The organism is Pradoshia sp. D12 (assembly GCF_008935075.1).
Taxonomy (GTDB): Bacteria; Bacillota; Bacilli; order Bacillales; family Pradoshiaceae; genus Pradoshia.
In genome coordinates this window covers 401,997-427,179 of record NZ_CP044545.1, presented here as the reverse complement: position 1 = coordinate 427,179, position 25,183 = coordinate 401,997, and the positions used below count along the sequence as shown (strand labels likewise).

Genomic DNA, 25,183 nt, shown 5'->3' with positions numbered 1-25,183 from the left:
CCTCCTCCTTCTTAGTAATTATCAATAATAGCGCCTATTGGATCACCTGTATTACCATTTCCGCCATTACCTGAACCGCCTTGTTTAGAAAGAGCTAAATAGATGAGTGCTAGAGCCACACCGATAGCACCTAAACCAATAAGTGTAATTTCTGTAACAGTTGCTAATACGAATCCAATTGCAAAGAATGGCCATACTTCTTTTGTAGCCATCATATTAATAACCATTGCATAACCAACAGCTACAACCATTCCACCACCGATAGCTAAACCATTTGTCAGCCACATTGGCATAGATTCAAGCAAGCTACGAACCGGACCTGCACCAATGGCTAAAATTAATCCAGCTGGGATTGCAATACGTAATCCTTGCATACAGATTGCAGCAATGTGCCAAAATTCTACTACTCTGATATTTCCTTCTGCAGCTGCAGCATCCATAAAGTGAACAAATGCAGTCGCAATCGTACGACAGATAATTGTTAATAAAAGGCCAGCAACTGCAAGCGGAACTGCAATCGCGATTGCAGAAGATACTCCATCTTGACCTTGTCCACTTAAAACTAAAATAATAGCAGATGCAACTGATGCTAACGCAGCATCCGGTGCTACGGCTGCTCCAATATTTGCCCATCCTAAAGCAATCATTTGAAGCGTACCGCCTAAGATAAGACAAGGTACAAGTTCTCCTGTAACTAAGCCGATTAACGTACATGCAATAATTGGCTGATGGAAATGGAATTCATCCAAAATTCCTTCTACACCGGCTAAGAATGCTACGAAAAGGACTAATATTATTTGAATAATAGTCAAATCCATAATGATTTATCCTCCCTTTTTTTCGTGATAATCATGATTATTTTTGTTTGTTTAACTCTTCTTGAGCCTTCTTGATAATCTCGTCCATGTTGCCTTTTGAATCGTTCGGAACTTTACGTACATCAAATTTCAAACCACGCTCTTTTAAACTAGCAAAAGCCTCAATATCCTCTTGATTGAATGCCAATACCTTATTCGGTTGAACTTTACCAGGTGAGTGTGCCATAGAACCAACATTGATTGTCTCTAATGGAACGCCACCTTCAACCGCCCTAAGTGCATCCTGCGGGTTTTCGAAAAGAAGCAATGCGCGCTGACCGCCAAAGTGTTGATCATCTTTTGCAAGTTCAATCATTTTATGTACAGGAACAACATGTGCCCTTACACCTGGTGGAGCAGCTTGTTGGATTAATTTCTTACGAAGATCGTCCTTAGCTACTGTATCAGATACAACAATGATACGAGTAGGATTTGTTGCTTTAGTCCAACCAGTCGCTACTTGTCCGTGAAGCAAACGAGAGTCGATGCGAGCTAACACGTACTCAAATTTACCAGGCGCACCTGCAGTTGACGGTTTATCAGCAGGTTTAACCTCTGTAACGGGTTCTAACTCTTCTGGTTTAACTTTAACTCCTTCTTTAGCAGTGCCCAAAATATGAGCGGCAATTTCATGTGCTTTGTTCATTGAAAAACGAGATGCAAAAGCTTCAATCAACATTGGCAAGTTCATACCAGCAACGATTGCCCATTTGTCTTGGTGATCTTCAAGCAAGCTATTGGCTTGGTTGAAAGGAGTACCACCCCAAAGATCGACTAAGAATAAGACTTCATCTTGGTTATCGAAAGAGGCAATTGCTTCTTTCATTTTTGCCTTTACATCATCAGGTCCTTCGCTCGGCATCAATGTAACAGCTTTTACATTTTCTTGTACTCCGAAGATCATTTCTCCAGATTGCAAGAGACCATTCGCAAATTCACCATGACTAGCAATGATAATCCCTACCATCTTTTTACCTCCTATTATTATTGTTACAAGCAAACTAATACGGTAAAACACGTCTATTTCTATATTTCTATAGATGTGTTTTCCAACCATCTGAAAACGACTATATTCGACAAAAAAAGACATAAAAAAAAGTGATTAAATGAAGTTATAGGTACAAAGACTCCCCTTTTTCTCTTCATCAATCAATACTTTTTACTTACATCTAATCGAAGTAGTATCGCGTAAAAAATAAAGGAGATGGTTATTTAGACTAGCTTTTCGAAAATTTCAATAAACTTTCTTAGTGATTATAGCACGCTATATAATCCGCTTTCAAGCAGGATTAAAATTTTCTATGTCCAAAGCCTCTTTGCCAAGGACATTTACATACCGTGCAATTTTTGTTTTTTTTTGACAAAAAAAAGACAAGTACTAACTTATCTTTTTTTAAAACTATTACTTTTTAAATATACTACTCATACCGCGTTTGACCACATCAAAGAAACTTAATGATTGCACCATATGAGCGGGATCAACATGTTCACGAATGACTCGCAAAACTTTTTTTGAATCCTTCGAGGAGAATGTAAATGTCCCATTTCGTTTAGTTTGAATAGCATAACGCGGAATCCATTTCCCTTTAAACATGATAGAAGCAATCACATAATCAACTTCCTCCCAAGGAATTTGAATAAATTTACGAGCATCACGTTCATTAAAGAATTCAAATCCTTTGTCACCAATCATAATTTTTCCGTATTCAGGAAGCCCGTTATGTGAGGTCGCATCAATAACTAACTCGACTTTTGTATTGATTGATTGAACCATTTGATATACTACTCCATTTCTCTCTTTTAATATTCATTATTATACGCATTTTCTCACTTTAAGTGAATAGAGTTAATAAACATAGAAAAACCAGCATCATAGATAATACTAAACAAGTAGATGCTTGCCAGTGGATATTACTACTAACTGAGCTTACCTAGAATAATGAAAGATATTAATCAACTTAATGAAGATCCTTTCAATCCGAAGACAATATCTGCTCAACTCCTTCACTCACTTGCCGAGAAAATGCCTGCATTTCCGGAGTCTATACATATTGATAAATCCAATACTGGAAAAATCAAAAGGCAGCGTCCCATTAGCTAAGGACGGAGTGCCTTTTAATATAAGTTACGAAATATTTTTCGCTTATGTAAACTCTTAGGTAAACCTAATTCTGATAATTAAAATCCTGGTTTGTGAGGTATTTAAAGATTTTAAGATTTGTCCCCTCTAATTGTTCCTTATGCATATCTATCGCATTGATACGATTATTTTCATACGTTTTATAGTAATAAACACCTTTTTCTTGATCCATACAAGAAGAATAGGTTGTACCATCCTCTAACCCATCATCTGTAAGGACCCCTCCTTTAACCATTTTTACATAATCCAGCATATGAAAAAATTGTGTAATAGAATGTATATCTCCTTCAATTTTAGGCATATGTGTACGAATATAAGCTATCCTTACAAATCTGGAAACGGAAGCAAAGTCTCCGGGTATCCCTAATGTTCCAGCTCCAATGCCTAGTGCTTTTAATGTTTGCTTGCCCCATTTTGTTTCTTTTGGTGAAATTGGTGTCAGATGTAAATACTCATTCAAGTTAGTTAAATGCCAATCAAAGGTAGGATTGTTGGTCAAAACTCCTATCAGATTGTCATGTACAGTCAATCGGTCTTTTGTCTTTTCTACCACAATAGCCTTTCCTGTCTTATCTGTAACCATCCAGTGAAGCATTGAAACAGGTGTATTTTCATTGATTGGGCAATCCACAAGTTCTAAATGCTCAATTCCACGTTTAACTTCTTCTACTGTTTCGTGATTTGATAAAACCCATTGTATAAAGTCGTAGGGTGCAATATTATTTTTCCCTTCAATCGGTTCTTTCTCAAAGTACGCGTACCCTTCAAAATTTAATCCTGCGCAGGCTAGGCCAACTTCGTTCATAGCATCCGCCAGAAGAGGATGGTTATCAATTACCGTCCCCATTCCAATGATAGCGCGTTTATTGGTTACCATATTACCTGAGACTCTATCTTGATATTGATAATTTCTTGGGATAATCATAACTGCTTGATTGAAGTAATAGGCTAAATCCATATTCCTTCCAAAAAACCACTTACCCTCTTGAGATTGAATACTTAATCCTGTACAAATATCGGTCACCTCATTTTTATATTACAAAAGATCAGATATGCAAAAATAACCATCTATCATCCACTATATTTTTCTGCATTTTTTAATTTTTATACAAGCTATGTTCACATCGTAATCATTATTGAATCAGTTTTGTTTAAAGACTCTAGATTAGGCTCTCATTAGTATCAGTCAACAATAGACCAATTTCTTCTTCTGATGGTTCTTATAGCATATCTTTTATTTATCTATTAGACGTTTTAATAATACGTTAACATTTCGTAAACAATCACATGCTATAATGTCAAAAATACAACGAGGAGAATACATATGTTTCAAATATTAGTAGTAGAAGATAATGAAAATTTAAATCAGACAGTCTGTACTTATTTGAACCTAAACGGCTATCAAGCTAAAGGTGTTCAAAATGTCAATGATGCCTATGATGCGATGACTGACCATATATTTGATTTAATTATTTCTGACATAATGATGCCGGGGATTGATGGATTTGAATTTGCTAAGTCTGTTAGGGAATTGAACAATGATATCCCTATGTTATTTATGACAGCAAAGGAAGATCTCGAATCAAAAAGAAAAGGATTCCATGCCGGTGTGGATGATTACATGGTTAAACCTGTAGATTTGGATGAATTACTCCTTCGACTGGAAGCATTGCTCCGCAGGGCAAAAATTGCATCCAATAAAAAAATCGAAATTGGCCAGCTGAGGCTTGATATCGAAGAGCATACAGCTTATTTGAACGAGGAAGAAATCAATCTGACAGTAAGAGAATTCAAGTTATTGTATAAGCTGTTGTCATACCCAAAGAAAACATTTACAAGAACTCAATTGATGGATGAGTTCTGGGATGCCGAATCCCAGTCCGGACCACGTGTAGTGGATGTTTATATTACAAAATTGAGAGATAAGTTTTCTGCGTGCAAGGATTTTGAAATTGTCACCGTGCATGGATTAGGATATAAAACGGTGCTCAAATGAAAATTACAACAGATGAACGAAATAGGAAAAAGTTTTTATTTAATTTTGGGAGATTCCTAATATTTTTTATACTGATGGCATTTGTAGTTACCTGCAATCTGGTACTGTTTTTACATTGGGTTGATTTGACGACGGAAGAAATGAAAGCTGCTGTTCCCATTACCTTCTTAAACGTTATCATTCTCACATTTATTTTCAGTATGATTGATGAAATTCGCCGTACCTTGATGGTAAGAAAACCAATAGCACGGATTCAGGCAGGTCTGGATGAAATAATGTCCGGCAATTTCAAGACACAGATTCCCTATATTAGAAATGAAAAAAGTAGCAATGAATTCGATGCAATTATCAAAGGGATTAATGAGCTGGCTGTAGAGTTGTCTGGAGTAGAAACTCTCCGAACAGATTTCATTTCAAATGTCTCTCATGAAATTAAGACTCCCCTTGCGGCTATCCAAAATTATGGAACACTGCTTCAGGGACATTCCCTTTCAGAAAAACAGAAGGTAGAATATGCAAAGGCCATTACCGAGCAGACAAGAAGATTATCTGGTCTGATTACAAATATATTGAAATTAAATCGCCTGGAAAATCAACAAATCTTTCCTGAGAGAAAATACTATAATTTAACAGAACAGATTCGCGAATGTTTACTTCTATATGAACAGTCATGGGCAAGTAAGAACATTAATATTGAAACCGATCTAGAGGAAGATATTTTCATACACGAAGATGCCGAACTGTTAAGTCTAGTATGGAACAATCTGTTTTCAAATGCGATAAAGTTTACAGATAATGGCGGAGCTGTTGGTGTTAAGGTGAAAAAAGAAGGACTTACCGCATTTGTAGAAGTCAGCGACAGCGGTTGTGGCATTAGCCCGGAAACAGGGAAGCATATTTTCGAAAAATTTTATCAGGGGGATACTTCCCATGCTGTGCAGGGAAACGGTTTGGGACTAGCTTTGGTAAAGAAAGTGATTGATATAGTTGGTGGCGATATTCATGTACAAAGTACATTAGGAGAAGGAAGTACGTTTACTGTCTACTTAAGGGAGAGCGTCATCAAATAAAATTATAGAAATATTGTCTTATGCGTAAATATAAATCAGAAATGGAGGACAATGATGGAAAATAGTAAATTTGAGTATATATATTCTGCAAAAAGGCAGGCAGAAATAGAAGCTATTAAAAAGAAATATATGAAAAAGGAAGATGATCCATTCGAACAGTTACGAAATTTGGATAAAAGTGCAGAAAGACCAGGAACAATCTTGGCCATTATGTCAGGCCTTATAGGAACATTATTGTTTGGAATAGGTATGAGCTGCTGTCTAGTATGGGGTGAACAGCTTTTAATACCAGGAATAATCATAGGTTTTTTAGGACTTGTGCTAATAAGCGTTGCCTATCCCATATATGTGAAAATAACAAAAAGAAAACGAGAGAAACTAGCACCAAAGATACTGTCTTTAAGCGAGGAATTATTAAAATAGATTTCATAAGGGAAGTAGAACATCCTATAAACGGTAATCGTTTATAGGATTCTTTTATATATAGATAATATTTTTTCATTTTAACATTTAGTAAACATTTCTTTTGCAATTCACAAACATCAAATAGGTAAGATAAAACTATCAAATGAAGTATACAAAGGAGATATTACAAGATGGAAAACAAAAAGACTTTTATTACATTATTGATTGATGCTGCAGAAGGGTATGTGCTTACACTAGGTTTGTCGAATCCACCTTATAAAGTTATCCAATAATCACTGCATTCTCAAATATAAAAAGGTAGCGCCCTTATTACGCAGGGATACTGCCTCATTTCAATAAGCTTTGCGACACTTTTTCACTGAATTAGTTATACATACAGGTGCTCCATCCAATGGATATTTTTAAACAAATTTACTGGGGAGGATTCATACGCACTAGCACAAACAAAGAAGGGCCTCTCAAAAATCATTGATGACTTTAGAGAGGCCCCTCTGATTAATTTATACACTTACATCTACAAACGTAAATGTATCAACATCAAACAATCCTTGATTCGTAAGCTTTAACGAAGGAATAACTGGCAAGGCCAAAAAGGATAATGTTAGTAAAGGTGAGAATTCATCCGTAATTCCAAGTGATGACAGTGCAATCAGCAACTGGCTGTATTGCTTATTTAATTCTTCAGGTGAGATAGTTGTCATTAATCCTGCCACAGGCAATGATAATGAAGCGATTGTCTCTCCATTGCAAGCAATTGAAATACCTCCGCCAATTTTCTCAAGCTCCCTGATTGCGACATCCATATCTTCATCATTCTTTCCGATGCAGATAATATTATGCGAATCATGAGCAATCGTTGTAGCAATAGCTCCTTTTTGCAGACGGAAGCCCTTTACAATACCGACTCCTACACTTCCTGTACCTTTATGTCTTTCGACTACAGCCATTTTCACGAAATCCTCTTCTTCACTTGGCACAAACAGGCCATTGACAACCGGTACCTTGTATTGCGCTTTTTTCGTCACAATCGAATTAGGAATAATTTCAATTACCCTCGCTATATCAGTAGTCAATGACAGACGCAAAAGCTCTTTTGAGTAGCTTCCCAATATAACGGTATTTTCAAAAGACGCTTCTTTCTCTTGTTCGTTATCTTCTTCGTAACGGATTCCGTTTACCCAAACAGAATGTATATCAAAGCCTTCAATGGCATTCAATAAAATAAAATCAGCATCATAGCCAGGCGCAATTGCCCCTTTTCCTTTTAGATTATAGCATTGAGATGCATTAAGAGATGCCATTCTCATAATAGAATATACATCGATTCCAGCCTTTAAGCATTCACGTACATGATAATCAATGCTTCCCTCTTCCAATAGATCATCTATATGCTTATCATCTGTACAAAACATTAAACGATGTGAAAGCTCTTTACTATAGCCGGCTAACAAATCATGAAGATTGCGGGCAGCAGAGCCTTCGCGAAGCATCACATACATACCTCGTCTGACGCGTTCAATCATTTCCTCTGGTTTTACGCATTCGTGATCCGTTGTAATACCCGCTGTCAAATAGGCATTAATATCTTTTCCGCTTAAACCGGCACCATGTCCGTCAATCGGAACATTGTTGATCATTGCCCCTGACAGCTTTGCCATTATATCTTCCTGACCAGATAATACTGCAGGGAAATCCATCACTTCCGCCAAGCCAAGCACAAGCTTATGATTATAAAACGGCGCAAGATCCTCAGCCGTCAGAGTCCCTCCATTGTCCTCAAAGGAAGTTGCCGGGACACAGGACGGCAGTTGATAGCGATAATTCAATAGACAGTTTTCACTGTCCTGCAACATCCATTCTATTCCTTTTAATCCTTGGACATTAGCTATTTCATGAGGATCTGTGATAATAGTTGTAATCCCTCGCGGTAAAACAGCTTTTTGAAATTGAGAAGGAGAAAGCATACTAGATTCGATGTGGACGTGTGAATCAATTAAACCCGGAACCATTGTATATGGAGTGCCATCGATTTCCTTTTTACCATTATAGTGGCCGATACCTACGAACTTACCATTATGAATGGCAACATCTGCACGCTCCATTTCATCCGTAAACACATTTACTAATTGAACATTTTTAATAACTAACTCAGGTAAACTGATATTTCTTGCCGCTAGTATTTGGGATTTGATTTGTTTTGGGGTTTTCATCTTATTCCTCCTCATTTTTTGCTCGGCGGGAAAAATAAGAAAGTAGAAGGATGTATAAATAAAATATAGCAGTTTACTATACATTCTGTACGTATCTATTCCCGTAGACGAACTAATTAAAGTGGTTAGTTTGTAGAAACTCTTGGACCATATTTCCAAGATTATACGAGTTTATTTTTATAATTTAGTTGTTTTTATTTCGTAAACCTTTTTTGCATTCTAACAACGCATGCAGTGATAGTCAATGAAAATATTTTTACTAAATTTATTTTTGTGAAAAGAAGCATTTACCTTATTATTTTAATCTTAAACTTCCTGGTATGGGATCAATAGCTTTTATCACCAGGAATAATCGTAGGTTTATGAGGAATTTGTTAAGCATAGCCTACCTATCCCATATATAAGAACTTTATTTGTTATGTGGAAGGAATACATGCTGGATGCGCCGAATAAAGTCAGAGTATTATAGTTTGGTTGTATTCTCAATATAAATGTATAGAGCATTTTATTGAGAATATATTCGTCCTTATATAGCCAACAGTCCAAAATGATGGTTATTTTATGCGTATGAGTGGCTTTTTGTTAAATAGATTATAGGATTATTATTGTCAGATTTTTACTTTAAATTATCCCAAACAGAGAGGAGATTGGTTGTATGCAAGTTGTAACTAAAGTGTTTTTAGAACAACTCGACATGCACTGCCATGAGAATGAATGGTTTGCTTCCATGAATCAGGCACTTCATGGAGTCACTGCAGCTGAGGCGGCATGGAGAAGTTCGGAAAACAGCAATTCGATTTGGCAAATTGTCAATCACTTGATATTTTGGAATGAAGATGTAATCCACCGAATTAAGGGAACTGAGAATCCGCATAAGCCAGAAAACAATGAAGAAACCTTTGGAAATCCAGGGGATCCAGAAGACGAAATCAGATGGGCCCAGACAGTGCAGCGCCTTAATGAAGTCATGAGTAAATTAAAAACGGTCATTGCGGCGGACCTTGAGGATGAAAAGCTAAAAACTTTGTATGCAGCTAACAGGTACTCTATTGAGCGTTTACTCAGCAATATCATGATGCACGATTCGTATCATATCGGCCAAATTGTTCTATTGCGAAAGTTGCAATCCTCTTGGGATAGCATTTGGTAGGTAACCTGACAATCAGATAAGACAATTCACATTAAATCCAGCTTTGTAAATTCATTGTAAGAAACCTAAAAAGGCAGCGCCCCAATGAGGGCTGCTGCCTTTTTCATTATAAGCTTTGCTACACTATCCACATGTGGACTGTATGTCCACACACTAGGTATATTTCCACCTTATGTCGACGCACGATAAGAGTGTGCATTATCTTAGACCGTAATTTATCGATACTCACACGTTGCGTCAACCAAATTTAACATGTTAGCCCATGGAAACTGCTTAGTAAATTTATTTATCTCTTTCCTTTGTCATAAATCTCACCTAACGCTTTCGGAGCACGGTTTGATTTAGAAAAGAAGATTAATAACAATAATGTTAATACATACGGCAATATCATAAATAAATCAGTATAACTGCTTGGCAATGCCATTGATTGAGCAATAAAAGCTCCACCAGATTTCGCAAAACCAAACAAAAGACACGCAGCTAGCGTCGGGACAATCTTCCAATTACCGAAAATTAATGCGGCAATGGCTAAGAACCCATATCCCATATAAATGCTGGAAGAAAAGTTAGCTGAAATGGAATAGGCAAAACACATGCCGCCCAGACCAGATAATAGACCTGATATTAAGACTGCTGTAAACCTGAGTTTCGCAACATCTACACCTGCTGCATCAACGGAATGAGGATTTTCCCCACACGCTCTTAAGCGCATGCCGAACTTTGTTTTATATAAAAGATACCAAGCAAAAATGGCAATCGCGATGATAATTACTTCAAACGGATACACATTCGTAAAGATTGCACCTATTACTGGTATATCGGCTAAACCAGCAATAGTAAACCGCTCCATGACACCTAACTGGAACTTGTCCGAAGCAGTTCCGAAGACAAGCGCATTGATCTGTGTCGTTAAGAATGTTGTTAAAGCCAACGCCAGTATATTAATGACGACACCACTGATAACTTGGTTTGCCTTAAACTTAATGCATAGTACAGCGTGAATAACTGCGAAAACCATTCCGCCGATCATGGCAAATAGTAACGCTACGTAAAACAAATCTTGAATATCTGTACCAAAGGCATTTGCGATTAATACAGCTGACAGCGCCCCGATGAATGCCCCAAAACCTTGAAATCCTTCAAGTGCTAAGTTGGTAATACCACTCTTTTCACTGTATATACCGCCAATTGCTATAATAAAAAGAGGCAAAGCAAAGGATAGACCATCAATAAGTACTGTATCCATTATGATTTACTCTCCTTTCGTTCCGCTGCTTTTTCATTCATGCGGCTAATTTTATACTTCAGATATACACCACATGCACTAAACAATAGGATCAACCCGATGATCACAGAAGAAATTTCTTGTCTGATTCCTGCCTGTGAACTCATATATGTGCTTCCCTGATCAATGATTGATATGAGTGAGGAAGAAAAAATAACACCAATTGGATGAGAGTTTCCTAATAGGGCTACAGCAATGGAATCAAAGCCGATGTCTGATAATACCTTTGGTTGTATAGAAGCGTAATAACCTAAATAATATGTGACACCTGCAAGTCCAGCCAAACTACCCGATATAACCATTGCCAGGACTGTATTTCTTCCCACATTAATTCCCACATATTTTGCAGCATTACGATTGGAGCCTACCGCTTTAATATCAAATCCAACAACCGTTTTGTCCATGAGAATCTTTATTAGAATAGCGGTAATGATGGCCAAAACAAAGCCTAACGGAATATCCATTTTCAGATTTCCTATTTCAACATTCGCCAATGTTAATCTTGCTGCTTCAGAAATATATTTAGATTGCCTTGAGACTGGATCAATATAATACATTTGAATAAAAAAGCTGATGACATATTGAGCAATATAATTCAACATAATCGTAGATACGACTTCATTGATGTTAAATTTATATTTGAGCCACCCAACTAATCCTCCCATTAGTCCCCCGGTGACTATACCAATCAGTAAAACAAGCGGCTTTGCGATTACCGCATCCAAGCCACTGTAGCCGACAATAATCGTCGCAAAAAAACCAGAGACGAGCATTTGACCGGCAACCCCAATATTAAATAGACCCGCTCTAAATGCGACAGCAACTGCCAAGCTCGCAAATAACAGCGGCGTCATCGCGTTCAGCAAACTCATGAAATCAGTCAGCATGCTTTTATAGCCAGCATAAAATGGCTTCGGTAAAATTCCTGCCCCTTGGAATAAGTTGTAGAACGCCTGCAAAGGATTTTTACCCATTAAAAGTATGACAATAGCTGCCGCAATAAAACTTATAATTATGGCGACTAATGGAATGGAGATTGATTGCCACTTCTCATTATTTATTAGCCGAATAAGACTACTACGTAAGTTATTACTCTTTCTATCTTTACTCATGCTTTGCCCCCATCATATATTCACCGACTTCATTGGTCGTTAATGACTCTCTGCTAGCAATCTTTTGAAGTTGGCCATTATAGATAACTCCTATCGTATCTGCTACATTCATAATTTCATCTAGCTCCAATGATATAAGGAGAATCGCTTTTCCACGATCACGTTCCTGAATGATCATCTTATGGATATTTTCGATTGCGCCAATATCTACTCCCCGTGTTGGTTGAACGAAGATCATAAGAGGTGATTGTAATTCGATTTCTCGAGCAATAATGGCTTTTTGCTGATTACCGCCGCTCATCGAACGAACTTGCGTTTTGACGCCTTGTCCGCTTCTAATATCATATTTATCAATCAACTCACTGCCAGATCGCTCGAATTCCTCTTTATTTAGCATCCACTTACTAGAAAAAGGCTCCTTATAATACTGCTTTAATGCTAGGTTAGTAGCTAAATCGAAATCCAAAAATAAGCCAAAGCTTTGTCTATCTTCAGGGATATACGATATACCTGCTTCTGTTCTGCTTCTTATTGTTTCATTCGTGATATCCTTGCCATTAAGATGTATAGTTCCGTTGCTGACTTTTGTTAGTCCAGCTATTGCATCCGCTATTTCAACCTGTCCATTATCTGCAACCCCTGCAATGGCAAAGATTTCACCGCTGCGAATGGTAAAGGATACATCTTTCACTACTTCAAACCCATCTTCATTTTTAACGGTTAGATGCTCTACCTTTAATACTTCCTCTTTAAACTCAGCAGGTAGTTTCTCAGCTTCAAAGTTTACCTCTCTGCCTACCATTAATTGAGCCATATGATTAACTGATGTTGTCTCTACATCCAGGACATCGACCAATCTGCCTTTGTTCAATACGGCGCATCGATCAGCCACCTTCTTGATCTCTTCTAGCTTATGTGTAATCAATATGATTGTTTTCCCGCCGTCTCGTAGACCTTTGATAATATCCAGCAAGAATTCAATTTCCTGCGGCGTTAAGACTGCAGTCGGTTCATCAAAAATAAGGATATCCGCTTCACGATAAAGTACCTTAAGAATTTCCACTCGTTGTTGCATGGAAACGTTCAGATCTGCTATTTTTTTCGTAGGATCCACTTCTAAGCCAAAGCTTTTGGACAGTTCTTCAATTTTTCGATTGGCATTTCGAATATCCACATATGGAAAGAGACCTGCAAATTTTCTGATTGGCTCGATTCCCAAAATAATATTCTCTGTAATCGTGTAATCTGATACCAGTTTGAAATGCTGATGGACCATCCCTATGTTGAGCTTCGCCGCATGGTTAGGTGAGCTGATATTCACTTTCTCACCCCGGATATAGATTTCGCCTTCATCCGGCTCATACATGCCACCCAGCATACTCATCAACGTTGATTTACCAGCACCATTTTCTCCAAGTAAGGCGAAGATTTCTCCCTTTTTTATGCCGATAGAGACATCATCATTCGCTACTATTCCAGGAAATCGTTTGGTTATATGTTTCATCTCTACAATATAATCAGACATCTTTCTTCTCCTTTATCACATTAAATGGAAAGGAAAAAATTAGAAGTTCACCCTCCCCCTGATCCAGTAAATCAGGAAGGGATAAACTTCTAACGATTATTCCATCATGCTTTTCTAATGAATATTACAACCCTGGGAATTTTTCTGGCGTATAACCATTAAAGTTAGATGCCGGCACGATTTCGCCTTCTTTCACTAACTCGTACGCTTCATTCATTTTCGTAAGGGTATCTTCTGATAATTGGTGACGTCCTTCTTCTTTTATAAATCCAGTAGAATTTGAATCTGCATGAAGAACTACGTTTCCGCTTTTAAAGCTTCCGTCAACAATTGCATTCAATTGCTTTTCAACGTTCATGCCCATAAATTTAGCTGCAGATGTTAATACAATGTTCTCAGAACCATTTACACCATCATCAAATTGGTCAACGTCACAACCAATTACTTTAACATCGCCTTTCGCTTCCTTAACAGCAGTGAACACACCGTTACCCGTTCCACCTGCTGCAACAAAGATTTGGTCTACACCTTTTTTAATCAATGCATTACCAATTACTTTTCCTGTTGCTTCATCTCCAAAAGATCCTGCATAGTTACCGCCAACATCCACTCCGTTGACATCAGTTCCTGCATATCCAGATAACTCAACAACCTCAACATTTTTTTCATACTTTTTATTAACAAACTCTACGCCAGATTCAAAACCAAATTGATAGTTTACATTTGATGGATAAGCAATTCCATTTACGACTGCAACTTTATTTGATTTTGTTTCAAGTGCTGCTGCCATTCCGGCAAAAAAGCCACCTTCTTGTTCGGCAAAAGTCATAGAGTAAATATTATCGAACGTTTTTTGGTCACCTACAGGTGTAGGCTCAGAATCAATTAAAATAAATTTCTTATCAGGATTTTCTAAAGCAACACTGGAAACTCCAGCAAATTGGAAGCCAGGTGTTACAATCACGTCATAATCTGCCACGATATCAGCAACGGCTTGTACTCCCGCAGCAGGATCACCCGTTTCTTCTTTAATAGCTTTTACAGTAGCTGTTGGATGGTTTTCGATGAATTTTAAAATACCATTGTAGTTATTTTCGTTAAAGTTGCCATCGTCAACACCAGTTAGGCTTGTTACAATCGCAATTTTTAACCCATCTTTATTACTTCCGGATTCTTTATCTTCACTTTTCCCGCATGCTGCCATAGCAAAAGTCAGTAGGGCAATACATACTAACATAACCAATTTCTTTGCATTTCGCTTCAAGATATTATCCTCCTATATCATCTTTACTATTAATTTTTTCTTCTGGCTATAGAACATATCCAATTCCAACTGAAAAAATCTATTTACACTATTCTTAATGCCCCAGCAGAAATATTTAAGTCATAGCCTTTATATTATATTAAAATAACATTAATCAGTACAAACCAATCATATCAACAAGAGGTAAGTTCGTCAATAAAAAATCCGTACGATTTTTAAAAAATAACGATTAATATTCGCTATTAATACAACAAACACGAATATTACAGAAGAATACATGCATAAGATTGACAAAAAAACGAAATATCCCTAATAAGAGGGGGGCAATGTGATTTGTATTTTATGGATAGGGATGAAGGAGTTTGATTCATACTTCATATGGACTTGAATAGCATTTGACCTTCCTTTGATCAGGGATAGGCCAGGCATAGCCCGAGTATGTCCAGGCCATAAACCCTTTTCCTCCGAATTTCCCCGGACTTGTCACGCATTTCACCGAGGATACTAGATTCAATGTGGACATGTGAATCAATTAGACCTGGAACCAATGTGTATGAAGTCCCATCAATTTCTTTTTGGCCATTTATAAAAAATCATTAGTATAGGCCGGTTGCTTATTATGTATCGATTTATTCAAAATAGGATATGTAGTTCCCCTACAAGAATGGAATGCAAACCCCTAAGATGCCTAACACCCCGCTAACTATATAAAGCTAGCAGGGTGCTGTATTTTAAAGAGCATCTTCCAATTCTTCTTCAGTATAACCAAACATATAATCTTCATCTTTCCCGTGAGAAGCCCATATCTCCGCTGCTTCGTAAACACTTAATGACTCATCTAATTCTTCAATATCGTCTATATCTTCAATATCATTGATACCATCATACTCGCCTAATTCTTTAGATTTATCAGATTCATTATTAAGTACACCGAATGGAACAAATCGTCCACTTCTTGGAAATTTTAAATTAGCCATTGCTTACCCTCCTTTATATTTATAAAGCAGTCTACTCAAGAAATCCCAAGCCAATTGTACTTAACCGTCATAATTTCTGAAATCATCCTTAGATTCATAGATTGTATCCGAAGAAATGCTATTCTTATGACCACACTCTGTACATTTCCAAACATAGTGATGGTCATCAAAACCCGGCTGCTCGCTCAGGCAAGCATTGCAGCGATCGCAAAACCACACGATACCCGGAAATCTCTCCTGCATAATGTCCACCTCCTTGTTCTGAATTTGCCCCAAGTAATTAATATGCTCCTAATGCCATATGGTGTAATAGCATGGCGCATGGAGCACCTATGAATTAAGCAACACAGTATAAATCATACTAATATATTATATAATTATAGTAATATTTCTCTGAATATTTTATCAAATAATTTCAATTCAATTCGTTCTATCCTATAGTTCATTAATATATTTTCATTAGCAAAAATACTTCTCTACAATGGCATACATCTTCCTTTCCCTGAACAACTGGCAATATTGTGGCGATTTGGCGCAAAACCGGGCAACCTTGTAAAGTCGAAAGACACATTGAAGTCCACCCCTAAAGTTAGAGTTAAAAAAACTAACTTTAGGGGTGTTTTATTTTGACTAAATACAGCGAATCATTTAAATACAAAGTTGTACAGAAGTACCTTCATGGACAAGTATTCCAAAGTATGTCCCATATGGGCAACTGCCTGGACAATTCACCGACGGAAAACTTTTTTGGCGTACTGAAACAAGAGATGTATTATGGAGAACCTTTATGTACCTATGAAGAATTAAAGAATAAGATTAACAAATACATTAACTATTACAATACAAAACGCATCAAGCAAGAATTGGTTGGTATGATTCCGGTTGAATACCGTCTTCATACCAGCCAACCAGTTGCTTCATTATAACTCTAACTTTTTGAGGTCACCTCACGTCTTTAATACGATAAGACCAGCTATTCGAGCTTTAGCAGTATGGTGATGTACCATTGCGTTTAAACACAATGTAGCAGGACAATTTATTTACCAGAACCTTGCATCTATGACTGTACTATTAATGCACACCTTACTATCCTGCCAATACCGGAGAAGACCCGATTATTAAAGAATTTCCCACTAACTTAACTACATATGTAGATACCGCATTCGATGGATTGTTGAACAAATTTACGTGAATGATTCATACGCATTTAGCTACAAACAAGTGGAAACAGACCTCTCAAGCATGATTGAAGACTTTCGAGAGGCCTCTTCGTTTAATTTACACACTTACATCCACAAACGTAAATGTATCAACATCTAACAATCCTTGATTTGTAAGCTTTAACGAAGGAATAACTGGCAAGAACAAAAAGGATAATGTCAGCAATGAATCAAAAAAACTCCCCTAGATTCAGATTGTTGCTGAATCTAAGGGAGTTTTTATGAAATCATTTATTAAGCTCTAATAAGCTGTTTTTTTTTCTAATCCCCAAGTCCAATTTATAACTTCCGGAATATCTACTCCATGCTCACGAATGTAGCTATGATGGAAGCTGATTGTTTCATCCATTTGTTTTGCGAAATCTGCTGCTCCCATACCATATACTGCATTAGCTGCATCTTTTGCAACATGGAAACGATCCATTTCAGAATAAACACGCATATCAAATGGTGTTGTAATGTCACCATTTTCACGATAACCATGAATATATAGTTTATGATTATGACGATCAAAGAAAATATCACGAATCATTCCTTCATAACCATGGTAACAGAATATAACAGGCTTATCTTTCGTGAAATACTGATCAAATTCTTCATCCGTTAGACCTCTTGGATCAATATCAGGATGGCGTAATCTTAAAATATCTACAATATTGATAAAACGAATTTTAAGTTCAGGGAATGCTTTATTTAGTATTGTAACAGCAGCTAAGGCTTCTAAATTAGGCTCTGTTCCTGCCGCTGCAATAATAACATCTGGATCTTCACCATCAATTTCAGTGGATGCCCAGTCAATTATTTTTAAGCCGTCCTTCACTAAAATTTCCGCTTCTTCGGCAGAATAGAATTGCGGACGTGGATGCTTTGAGCAAACAACCAGATTAATTAGTTCTTCTGAACTCAAAACCTCTGCCATGACAGCCATCATTGTATTAGTGTCCGCTGGCAAATATTCTCGAATGAATTCCGGTTTCTTTTCCGCTAAATGCGTTAACAATCCTGGATCTTGATGTGTATAACCATTATGATCCTGTTGGAAAACAGTTGAAGTGGCAATCAAGTTTAATGATGGATAGTTCTTACGCCATGATTGTTCCTTAGCCTTACGCAACCATTTAAAATGTTGGGTAATCATTGAATCTACTACACGCAAAAATGCCTCATAGCTTACAAAGAACCCATGTCGCCCAGTTAAAACATACCCTTCCAAGAAACCTTCACATTGATGTTCAGACAACTGTGAATCGATTACACGACCAGCCGGAGCGATCCATTCATCATAATCATTATGTTTGGCTTCTAACCATTGACGATTCGTTACTTCAAAAACTTTGTTTAAGCGATTCGATTTGGATTCATCAGGCCCAAATATCCGGAAATTATCTGGATTTGCCAGAACTAGATCTCTTGCAAAATTGCCGAATTCCACCATATCCTGTGCGACTACTGCTCCAGGTTTCGTCGTATCAATCGCATATTGCTTCCAATCCGTAATCTTCATTGGTTTTGGATCAATGCCGCCATTTGTAATTGGATTAGCAGACATTCTGCGATCGCCTTTTGGTGAAATCTCACGAATTTCCTCAACAATTGCACCTTTTTCATCAAATAACTCTTCTGGACGATAGGATTTCAACCAATCAATCAACGCATCAATGTGCTGCATATGATGAGCGTCTACTGGAATTGGCACTTGATGGGCACGAAATCCGCCTTCAATTGGTTCTCCATCCCACTCTTTAGGGCCTGTCCATCCCTTTGGTGTACGAACGATGAGAACTGGCCAGTTAGGGAGTTGGGCTACCTCAGCCTTTTCTTGGCGAGCTTCGGTTTGTATAGCTTTAATCTGCTCAATAGCTTTATCTAATTGCTCAGCCATTAATGGGTGGACTACTTCCGGGTCTGTTCCAGAAACAAAAATAGGATCCCAGCCTAAACCTTTAAAGTATTGCGCTAACTCTTCATCTGATTTACGCTCTAAGATAGTCGGATTTGAAATTTTCCCGCCATTTAGGTAAAGAATTGGCAAGACAGCTCCATCATTGACTGGATTAATAAATACATTTGAAAACCAGCCTGCTGCTAACGGGCCTGTTTCCGCTTCTCCATCACCAATAACAGTTGCTGCAATTACATCCGGATTATCTAAAATGGCACCTGTCGCATGTGCTAATGAATATCCAAGTTCTCCACCTTCATGAATAGATCCAGGTGTTTCAGGTGCTGCGTGTGATGCTATACCTCCTGGAAAAGAGAAGATTTTACATAACTCTTTTAAACCCGCTTCGTCCTGTGTAATTTCCGGGTATATTTCAGTGTAGCTGCCATCAATATACGAATTCGCTACCATCACTTGACCGCCATGTCCGGGGCCTTCTATGTAAAACATATTTAAATCATATTTATTGATAACACGGTTTAAATGTGCATAAATAAAGTTTTGACCAGAAATTGTCCCCCAATGCCCAATTGGGTGGGTTTTTATATCCTTTTCTTGAATTGATTCTCTAAGCAGTGGGTTATCTTTTAAATACATTTGTGCTACTGAAATATAGTTAGCAGCACGCCACCACGCGTCAACTTTTGCTAAATAATCTTTCGAATCAAAGTTTGTCATTTATAAGATCTCCTTCCAATTCCCATCAAACGTTAAACCAGTTCATCTTACTTGTTATACCTCAGACCTTATTTGCCAAAGTAACTATGACAAATCTCTTTTGTTCCTTCATATACTTTGCGATAACGCGCATAAACTTCTTTATATTTTTCTACATTCTCTGCTTTAGGTATGATTTCTTCTTTATAAGAAACAAAACGCGCTGCACAATCATTTAAATCAGAGAACCATCCACAGCCAACTGCTGCCAGCATTACAGCTCCTAAACCTGGCCCTTGTTCTGTCGTTAAGTTAACAACGGCTGTATCAAAAATATCCGCCTGCATTTGTAACCAGTCATTATTTTTGGCTCCACCGCCCACTGACACAATACGATCGAATTTCTTATCTGCAATTTCCTCCATGATTATTTTTGAGTCCATCAAAGAGAAAGTAATACCTTCTAATACACTTCTTGCAAAATGTTTTAATTGATGATGTGTATCGATTCCAATAAAGCTTCCGCGAATCTGACTATCACTATACGGTGTTCTTTCACCAACAATATATGGAGCAAAAAGAAGCCCATCACTGCCAATAGCCACAGAATTAATATCAGCTAAAAGTTCCCCAAATGATTGATTTGGTGCAAAATTTTGTTTAAACCAGTTTAAACTATTTCCTGCAGCTAAGGTGACACCCATTGAATAGTTTGCATCATCCATAGCATGATGAAACATATGCAATTTTCCTTGATAATTCTTTTTGGCATCTTCTTCATATGAGAGAAAAACACCACTGGTTCCAATAGAGCACATACCAATACCCTCTTGCAAAATACCAGCTCCAACTGCAGCACATGCATTATCTGCTCCACCCGTAATAATCTTGACGTCACGAGAAAAACCATAATATTCTTGCAGCTCGGGCTTCAAGAAACCAACGACTTTAGTTGAAGGTACGACATCTGGTAAAATTGACTTTGGAATATCAAATCTGCTTAAAATATCATGATCCCATTCCTTTGTATCCTGATTTAACATCAAGGTACCAGCGGCATCTGAAAAGTCCATATGATATTGATTAGTTAACCAGAAACGTAAATAGTCTTTAGGTAACTGTATGCGTTTAACTTTTGACCAAATTTCCGGCTCATGCTTTTGAACCCATAGGATCTTAGGCAAAGTAAACCCTTCTAATGCAATGTTTTTAGTATGGGAAAGAATCAGTTCCCCTGCTTTTTCTTTAATTTCCTTACATTGTTCGGTGGTACGAACATCATTCCATAGAATGGCCGGACGTAGTGGCTTATCTTTCTCATCTAACAATACCAAACTGTGCATTTGCCCAGAAAAGCTAATTCCCTCTAACAACTCTTTCATATCAGGAACCTTTTCTAAAAGCTCAAGCATTACATGATTGGCAGCTTCTATCCAATGCTTTGGATTTTGCTCACTAAATCCTATTTGCGGGGTATCCAATGGATATGTTGCCGTCGCTTCTGCAACCAGATTTCCATCTTTGTTTACTAATAATCCCTTTATTGCACTAGTACCTAAATCTAGCCCTAAGACGTATGCCATTTTTTCACCTCTAAACGATCATTCTAATACATGAGAGATAAACAGTCTGTTTATCTCTCATTCTATTTATCTTCCAAATGACGAACTATGCTTATTATTCTGCATCGTCAGTAGAGCTAGTTTTTACTTTACTTTTTCCTTCTCCATATTCTTTCAAATCATCAGCTTTAACATATTTAACGTCAATTGGAATTGTAGAATCAATTTCTTCACCATCGATTACTTTTACTAGGTTTTCAATTACTTGATAACCAATTTGATAGGCATCCTGATCAACAATAGCAGTAATACGGCCATCTTCAATACCTTTTAACCAAGTATCAGTATAGTCAAATCCATAATGAAGAATTTTTCCAGCTTTTCCTTGTGATTGAATTGCACTCATAACACCTACATCTGGACCTTCAGAACCAAGTGAGAATACAGTTACTAAATCTTTATTCGCAGAAATATAACCTTCTAATTGCTTCTTAGATTCAGATGGTTGGTCATTATCCTGGATAGTAGCTAAGAATTTGAAATTCTTCGCGTCAGCTCCATAAACTTCTTCAAAGCCTTCTTTTATCCCTTTTTCACGGTCAATCATCGTCGGCTGTGCCACGTCTACACAAACAATTGCAATTGAACCGCTTGTAATCCCTTTTTCCTTCATTTCTGTAGCTGCTTGAACCCCTAATTCTTTACCGGCAGATACGTTATCTGTTCCAACATAAGCTGTACGATCTGCCTCATTTTCTAAATCTGCATCAAAAGTGATTACAGGGATATCTTTATCCATTGCTGCTTTGATTGGAGAAACAAATGCTTTCTTTTCAATAGGCGCAACTGCAATACCTGCAACGTCTTTTGCTGTTGCTTCCTTAATAAATCCAATATGTTTTTCTTTCTTACTTGGCTCAGCGGATGGGGAGGTTTTCGTTACTAATGTGTAACCGTATTCTTTCGCTGCATCCTCTGCTCCTTTTTTCATCGGATTCCAATAGGCACCCGTATCTACGATAGGAACAAAATACAAGGACTTATCCTCAGCTCCACTCGCAGTGTTTTCTTCTTTCCCACATCCAGCTAATAACAATGTTGCAATAGTGAGTCCAGTAACTAGTTTTTTCCCTTTTTTCAACATGATAGACTATCTCCTTTACCTTATCTATTTGAGTAGAAATAAACTCCAATTCTTATTTGTTACCCTTTTGCTCAAAACAAGATCAGCGACTTGCTTTGCGTTTGAAGTAATCTATGATGATTGCCAGGATGATTACAAGACCTGTTACCGTATCCTGCAAGAAAGAATTCACTCCCATAAGAGTTAATCCGTTTTTGAATACCTGCAAAGTCATGATCCCAGCTACAGCTCCGCCAATAGTACCAATACCGCCACTAAATGATGTACCGCCCATTATCGCAGCTGCCATGGCGAATAAATCCAAACCATTGGCATCTTTTGAAGCACCGCCATCTAAATTAGACACAATCAATAGACCGGCAATTGCTGCTAGAATACCCTCAATAATGAAGACCTTGACAATATGAAGGTCCGTATTGATACCAGATAGGCGTGCTGCCTCCTGATTAGAACCAACAGCATATGTATTTTTTCCAAGACGTGTCTTTTTCATGATAAAGACAAATAATACGATTATCACAATGAATATCAATGTGTTACTTTTTACAGTTTCAGTACCAATAGGTGTTTTGGCTAATCCACTTAACCACTCTGCTTCTGAACCAATAAATTGTTCGTTCGTGAAAAATCCAAGCATACCTTTAATTACATAGCATGAACCTAAAGTCAAAATAAATGAAGGTAAGTCGAACTTTTTGATTAACAAAGCATTCATCGTTCCTAATATTGCACCTGTCATCAATGCAAGGAGGATCACAACAGGCGCTGGAAGCCCGCTATTAGCAGCATATAAACCTACCATACCAGAGGCCATTGCTACATAACCAATCGATAAATCAACATAACCACAAATCAGAATCATGGCATATGCAACAGTTAAGATTCCTACAGGTGGTATTTGTTGCAAGAAATTCTCAATATTGTATGAACTAAGAAAATCACTATTTGCGATTGAAAAGTATACCAGTAGAACGATTAAAACTATATACACTGAATAATTCATAAATAGGGATTTTAAGTCTATTCTTTTTCCCGCTTTTTCCATGTTTTTGCTCCTATCATTCATAGTAAGTATGATTTGATGAACGACTCCCTAGGATAAGAAATTTATCATTGACTCCCAGTTGCATATTTCATAATCAATTCTTGTGCTTCATCTTTTCTATTCTTATAATCAGAAACAATTAACTCACCGGTTATCTTTCCTTCATGGAAGACATGAATGCGATCGCAAGTACCCAATAATTCAGGAATTTCCGATGAAACAATCAAAATGGTTTTCCCTCGAAGAGCAAGCTGATTAATAATTGCATAGATTTCTGATTTTGCACCTACATCAATTCCTTTTGTCGGTTCATCAAAAATATAAATTTGATTATCCGCATTTAACCATTTAGCCAGTACGACTTTTTGTTGATTTCCCCCTGATAAACTAGAAACTGGATTATCGATGTCACTAACTTTTATATTCACCTCTTCAACGGAATCATTGGTGATTTTGACTAATTGCTTCTGATTGAGAAGGAATTGTTTCAAGCTAGTAATTGTGATATTGTCCTTAATTGATAGTCCCAAGAAAAGCCCTTGGTGCTTCCTATCCTCCGTCAATAATCCAATCCCATTCTTAATTGCATCTACTGGAGATTTTATGGTTACTTTACGGTTATCAATAGTGATTTCTCCCGATTTTAGGCGATCAGCTCCAAAAAGCAATCGCATCGTTTCAGTTCTACCACTACCAACCAACCCCGCAAATCCTACTACTTCTCCACGCTTTGCTTCGAAGCTCACATCATTTACTTTCCCGGCCTTACATGTGAAGTTTTTCACATGTAAGCGCACAGGTCCAATATCGGTAGGTTGTTTGGGATATAAATCCTTTATTTCCCTACCAACAAGCATGGATATAATTTGGTCTTCTGATAAACTCTTTACTTCCTCCGTCGCAATGTAATTTCCATCACGCATGATTGTAATCCGTTCACATAATTCAAAGATCTCTCTCATGCGGTGAGAGATATAGATACTCGAAAAGCCTTTCTCTTTTAGGCGACGGATAATAATAAATAATACTTCTACATCTTTATCAGAAAGAGACGTTGTTGGTTCATCAAAAATAATTACTTTAGCATTCAAGCTCAAAGCTTTTGTAATTTCAATCAACTGCTTATTTGCCGTAGAAAGAGAGCTTACAAGATCTGTAGGTTTCACCTTAGCTCCAACCATATTCAGCCAGTACTGTGTATCTTCATATAATTTTTTAAAATCAATTATCCCAAGAAACTTATTGATATACGGCAAACGTCCGATGAAGACATTTTCTGCAACTGATAAATCCTCTGCTAAGTTTAATTCCTGATGTACAAAAGCAATTCCTAATTCGGATGCAAGATCTGGTGTCATTTTGCTTATCTGTTTTCCTTCAAAAGTAATTTCACCAGCATCCTTATCTAATAGTCCCGCTAGAATATTCATCAAGGTAGACTTGCCAGCACCATTTTCACCCATCAATGCATGAATTTCGCCCTTACGGACTTCAAATTGAGTATTCTTTAATACATGAACCTTGCCAAAACTTTTTTCAATACCAGTCATTGAAAATAAAATCTCATCTTTCATGGTATCTTAATCCTCCTTTCTCAGAAA

The 25,183-nt window shown here is 37.3% G+C and carries 21 protein-coding genes, 1 pseudogene and 1 riboswitch; of the genes and pseudogenes, 5 read left to right on the top strand and 17 right to left on the bottom strand.

Annotated elements, in window-relative coordinates; translation table 11 throughout:
* Positions 1-11 precede the first annotated feature (11 nt).
* The 4 genes from F7984_RS02165 to bsh form a co-directional block, all read right to left on the bottom strand.
* Positions 12-818 carry a PTS mannose/fructose/sorbose transporter subunit IIC gene (locus tag F7984_RS02165; RefSeq protein WP_066108368.1) on the bottom strand — a complete coding sequence of 269 codons (807 nt, stop codon included), beginning with the start codon at positions 816-818 and terminating at the stop codon, positions 12-14.
* A gap of 37 nt (positions 819-855) precedes the next feature.
* A complete protein-coding gene (locus tag F7984_RS02160; RefSeq protein ID WP_066108371.1) occupies positions 856-1,824 on the bottom strand; it encodes a mannose/fructose/sorbose PTS transporter subunit IIA in 969 nt (322 codons plus the stop codon).
* 435 nt (positions 1,825-2,259) lie between these two features.
* A complete protein-coding gene (locus F7984_RS02155) occupies positions 2,260-2,631 on the bottom strand; it encodes a DUF956 family protein (protein ID WP_066108374.1) in 372 nt (123 codons plus the stop codon).
* A gap of 391 nt (positions 2,632-3,022) precedes the next feature.
* The gene (bsh, locus tag F7984_RS02150; protein WP_219847598.1) at positions 3,023-4,021 is read right to left on the bottom strand and encodes a choloylglycine hydrolase; all 999 of its coding nucleotides are present in this window, start codon (positions 4,019-4,021) and stop codon (positions 3,023-3,025) included.
* A 300-nt stretch (positions 4,022-4,321) separates the two neighbouring features.
* Between bsh and F7984_RS02145 the strand changes: the two genes are divergently transcribed.
* The 3 genes from F7984_RS02145 (at position 4,322) to F7984_RS02135 (ending at position 6,486) form a co-directional block, all read left to right on the top strand.
* The gene (locus tag F7984_RS02145) at positions 4,322-4,993 is read left to right on the top strand and encodes a response regulator transcription factor (RefSeq protein ID WP_139892744.1); all 672 of its coding nucleotides are present in this window, start codon (positions 4,322-4,324) and stop codon (positions 4,991-4,993) included.
* Positions 4,994-5,067: 74 nt separating this feature from the next.
* Positions 5,068-6,063: a HAMP domain-containing sensor histidine kinase gene (locus F7984_RS02140; RefSeq protein ID WP_222861906.1), complete on the top strand. Its 996-nt coding sequence runs from the start codon at positions 5,068-5,070 to the stop codon at positions 6,061-6,063.
* 54 nt (positions 6,064-6,117) lie between these two features.
* Complete coding sequence (locus F7984_RS02135; RefSeq protein WP_139892769.1) at positions 6,118-6,486, top strand: hypothetical protein; 369 nt, start codon at positions 6,118-6,120, stop codon at positions 6,484-6,486.
* A gap of 503 nt (positions 6,487-6,989) precedes the next feature.
* On the opposite strand, the gene ade is transcribed toward F7984_RS02135, so the two are convergent.
* Positions 6,990-8,699, bottom strand: coding sequence for an adenine deaminase (ade, locus tag F7984_RS02130; protein ID WP_066108381.1), 1,710 nt, complete (start codon positions 8,697-8,699; stop codon positions 6,990-6,992).
* A gap of 84 nt (positions 8,700-8,783) precedes the next feature.
* Positions 8,784-8,888, bottom strand: a riboswitch (purine riboswitch).
* A 466-nt stretch (positions 8,889-9,354) separates the two neighbouring features.
* On the opposite strand from ade, the gene F7984_RS02125 reads away from it, so the two are divergent.
* On the top strand, positions 9,355-9,849 hold the full coding sequence (locus F7984_RS02125) for a DinB family protein (RefSeq protein WP_139892746.1): 495 nt from the start codon (positions 9,355-9,357) through the stop codon (positions 9,847-9,849).
* A 286-nt stretch (positions 9,850-10,135) separates the two neighbouring features.
* Here the strand turns inward: F7984_RS02125 and F7984_RS02120 are convergent, their stop codons facing one another.
* The 6 genes from F7984_RS02120 to F7984_RS02095 form a co-directional block, all read right to left on the bottom strand.
* The gene (locus F7984_RS02120) at positions 10,136-11,095 is read right to left on the bottom strand and encodes an ABC transporter permease (protein ID WP_139892747.1); all 960 of its coding nucleotides are present in this window, start codon (positions 11,093-11,095) and stop codon (positions 10,136-10,138) included.
* Positions 11,095-12,246, bottom strand: coding sequence for an ABC transporter permease (locus F7984_RS02115; protein ID WP_140462142.1), 1,152 nt, complete (start codon positions 12,244-12,246; stop codon positions 11,095-11,097). Before F7984_RS02115 ends, F7984_RS02120 begins: the two co-directional genes overlap by 1 nt.
* The gene (locus F7984_RS02110) at positions 12,239-13,771 is read right to left on the bottom strand and encodes an ABC transporter ATP-binding protein (RefSeq protein ID WP_140462141.1); all 1,533 of its coding nucleotides are present in this window, start codon (positions 13,769-13,771) and stop codon (positions 12,239-12,241) included. The genes F7984_RS02115 and F7984_RS02110 overlap by 8 nt, the downstream gene beginning before the upstream one ends.
* A 124-nt stretch (positions 13,772-13,895) precedes the next feature.
* A complete protein-coding gene (locus F7984_RS02105; protein WP_218975792.1) occupies positions 13,896-15,035 on the bottom strand; it encodes a BMP family lipoprotein in 1,140 nt (379 codons plus the stop codon).
* 731 nt (positions 15,036-15,766) lie between these two features.
* On the bottom strand, positions 15,767-16,012 hold the full coding sequence (locus tag F7984_RS02100) for a hypothetical protein (protein WP_066108394.1): 246 nt from the start codon (positions 16,010-16,012) through the stop codon (positions 15,767-15,769).
* Between the two features lie 60 nt (positions 16,013-16,072).
* The gene (locus F7984_RS02095; protein WP_066108395.1) at positions 16,073-16,255 is read right to left on the bottom strand and encodes a Sec23/Sec24 zinc finger-containing protein; all 183 of its coding nucleotides are present in this window, start codon (positions 16,253-16,255) and stop codon (positions 16,073-16,075) included.
* Between the two features lie 383 nt (positions 16,256-16,638).
* Here F7984_RS02095 and F7984_RS02090 point away from each other — a divergent pair, with 383 nt between their 5' ends.
* Positions 16,639-16,938 (top strand): IS3 family transposase, encoded by a 300-nt coding sequence (locus F7984_RS02090; RefSeq protein WP_066108397.1) that lies wholly within the window; start codon positions 16,639-16,641, stop codon positions 16,936-16,938.
* Between the two features lie 352 nt (positions 16,939-17,290).
* Here the strand turns inward: F7984_RS02090 and F7984_RS02085 are convergent.
* The 6 genes and pseudogenes from F7984_RS02085 to F7984_RS02060 form a co-directional block, all read right to left on the bottom strand.
* Positions 17,291-17,407: pseudogene (locus tag F7984_RS02085) on the bottom strand (adenine deaminase C-terminal domain-containing protein); the annotation flags it as partial.
* Positions 17,408-17,473: 66 nt separating this feature from the next.
* Positions 17,474-19,852: a phosphoketolase family protein gene (locus F7984_RS02080; RefSeq protein WP_066108398.1), complete on the bottom strand. Its 2,379-nt coding sequence runs from the start codon at positions 19,850-19,852 to the stop codon at positions 17,474-17,476.
* Between the two features lie 68 nt (positions 19,853-19,920).
* Positions 19,921-21,414, bottom strand: coding sequence for a xylulokinase (xylB, locus tag F7984_RS02075; protein WP_066108401.1), 1,494 nt, complete (start codon positions 21,412-21,414; stop codon positions 19,921-19,923).
* A gap of 94 nt (positions 21,415-21,508) precedes the next feature.
* Positions 21,509-22,537, bottom strand: a complete 1,029-nt coding sequence (locus F7984_RS02070; RefSeq protein WP_066108405.1) for a sugar ABC transporter substrate-binding protein — start codon at positions 22,535-22,537, stop codon at positions 21,509-21,511.
* Between the two features lie 82 nt (positions 22,538-22,619).
* The gene (locus F7984_RS02065; protein ID WP_077248174.1) at positions 22,620-23,582 is read right to left on the bottom strand and encodes an ABC transporter permease; all 963 of its coding nucleotides are present in this window, start codon (positions 23,580-23,582) and stop codon (positions 22,620-22,622) included.
* A 65-nt stretch (positions 23,583-23,647) separates the two neighbouring features.
* Positions 23,648-25,156 carry a sugar ABC transporter ATP-binding protein gene (locus F7984_RS02060; protein WP_066108411.1) on the bottom strand — a complete coding sequence of 503 codons (1,509 nt, stop codon included), beginning with the start codon at positions 25,154-25,156 and terminating at the stop codon, positions 23,648-23,650.
* Positions 25,157-25,183 lie beyond the last annotated feature (27 nt).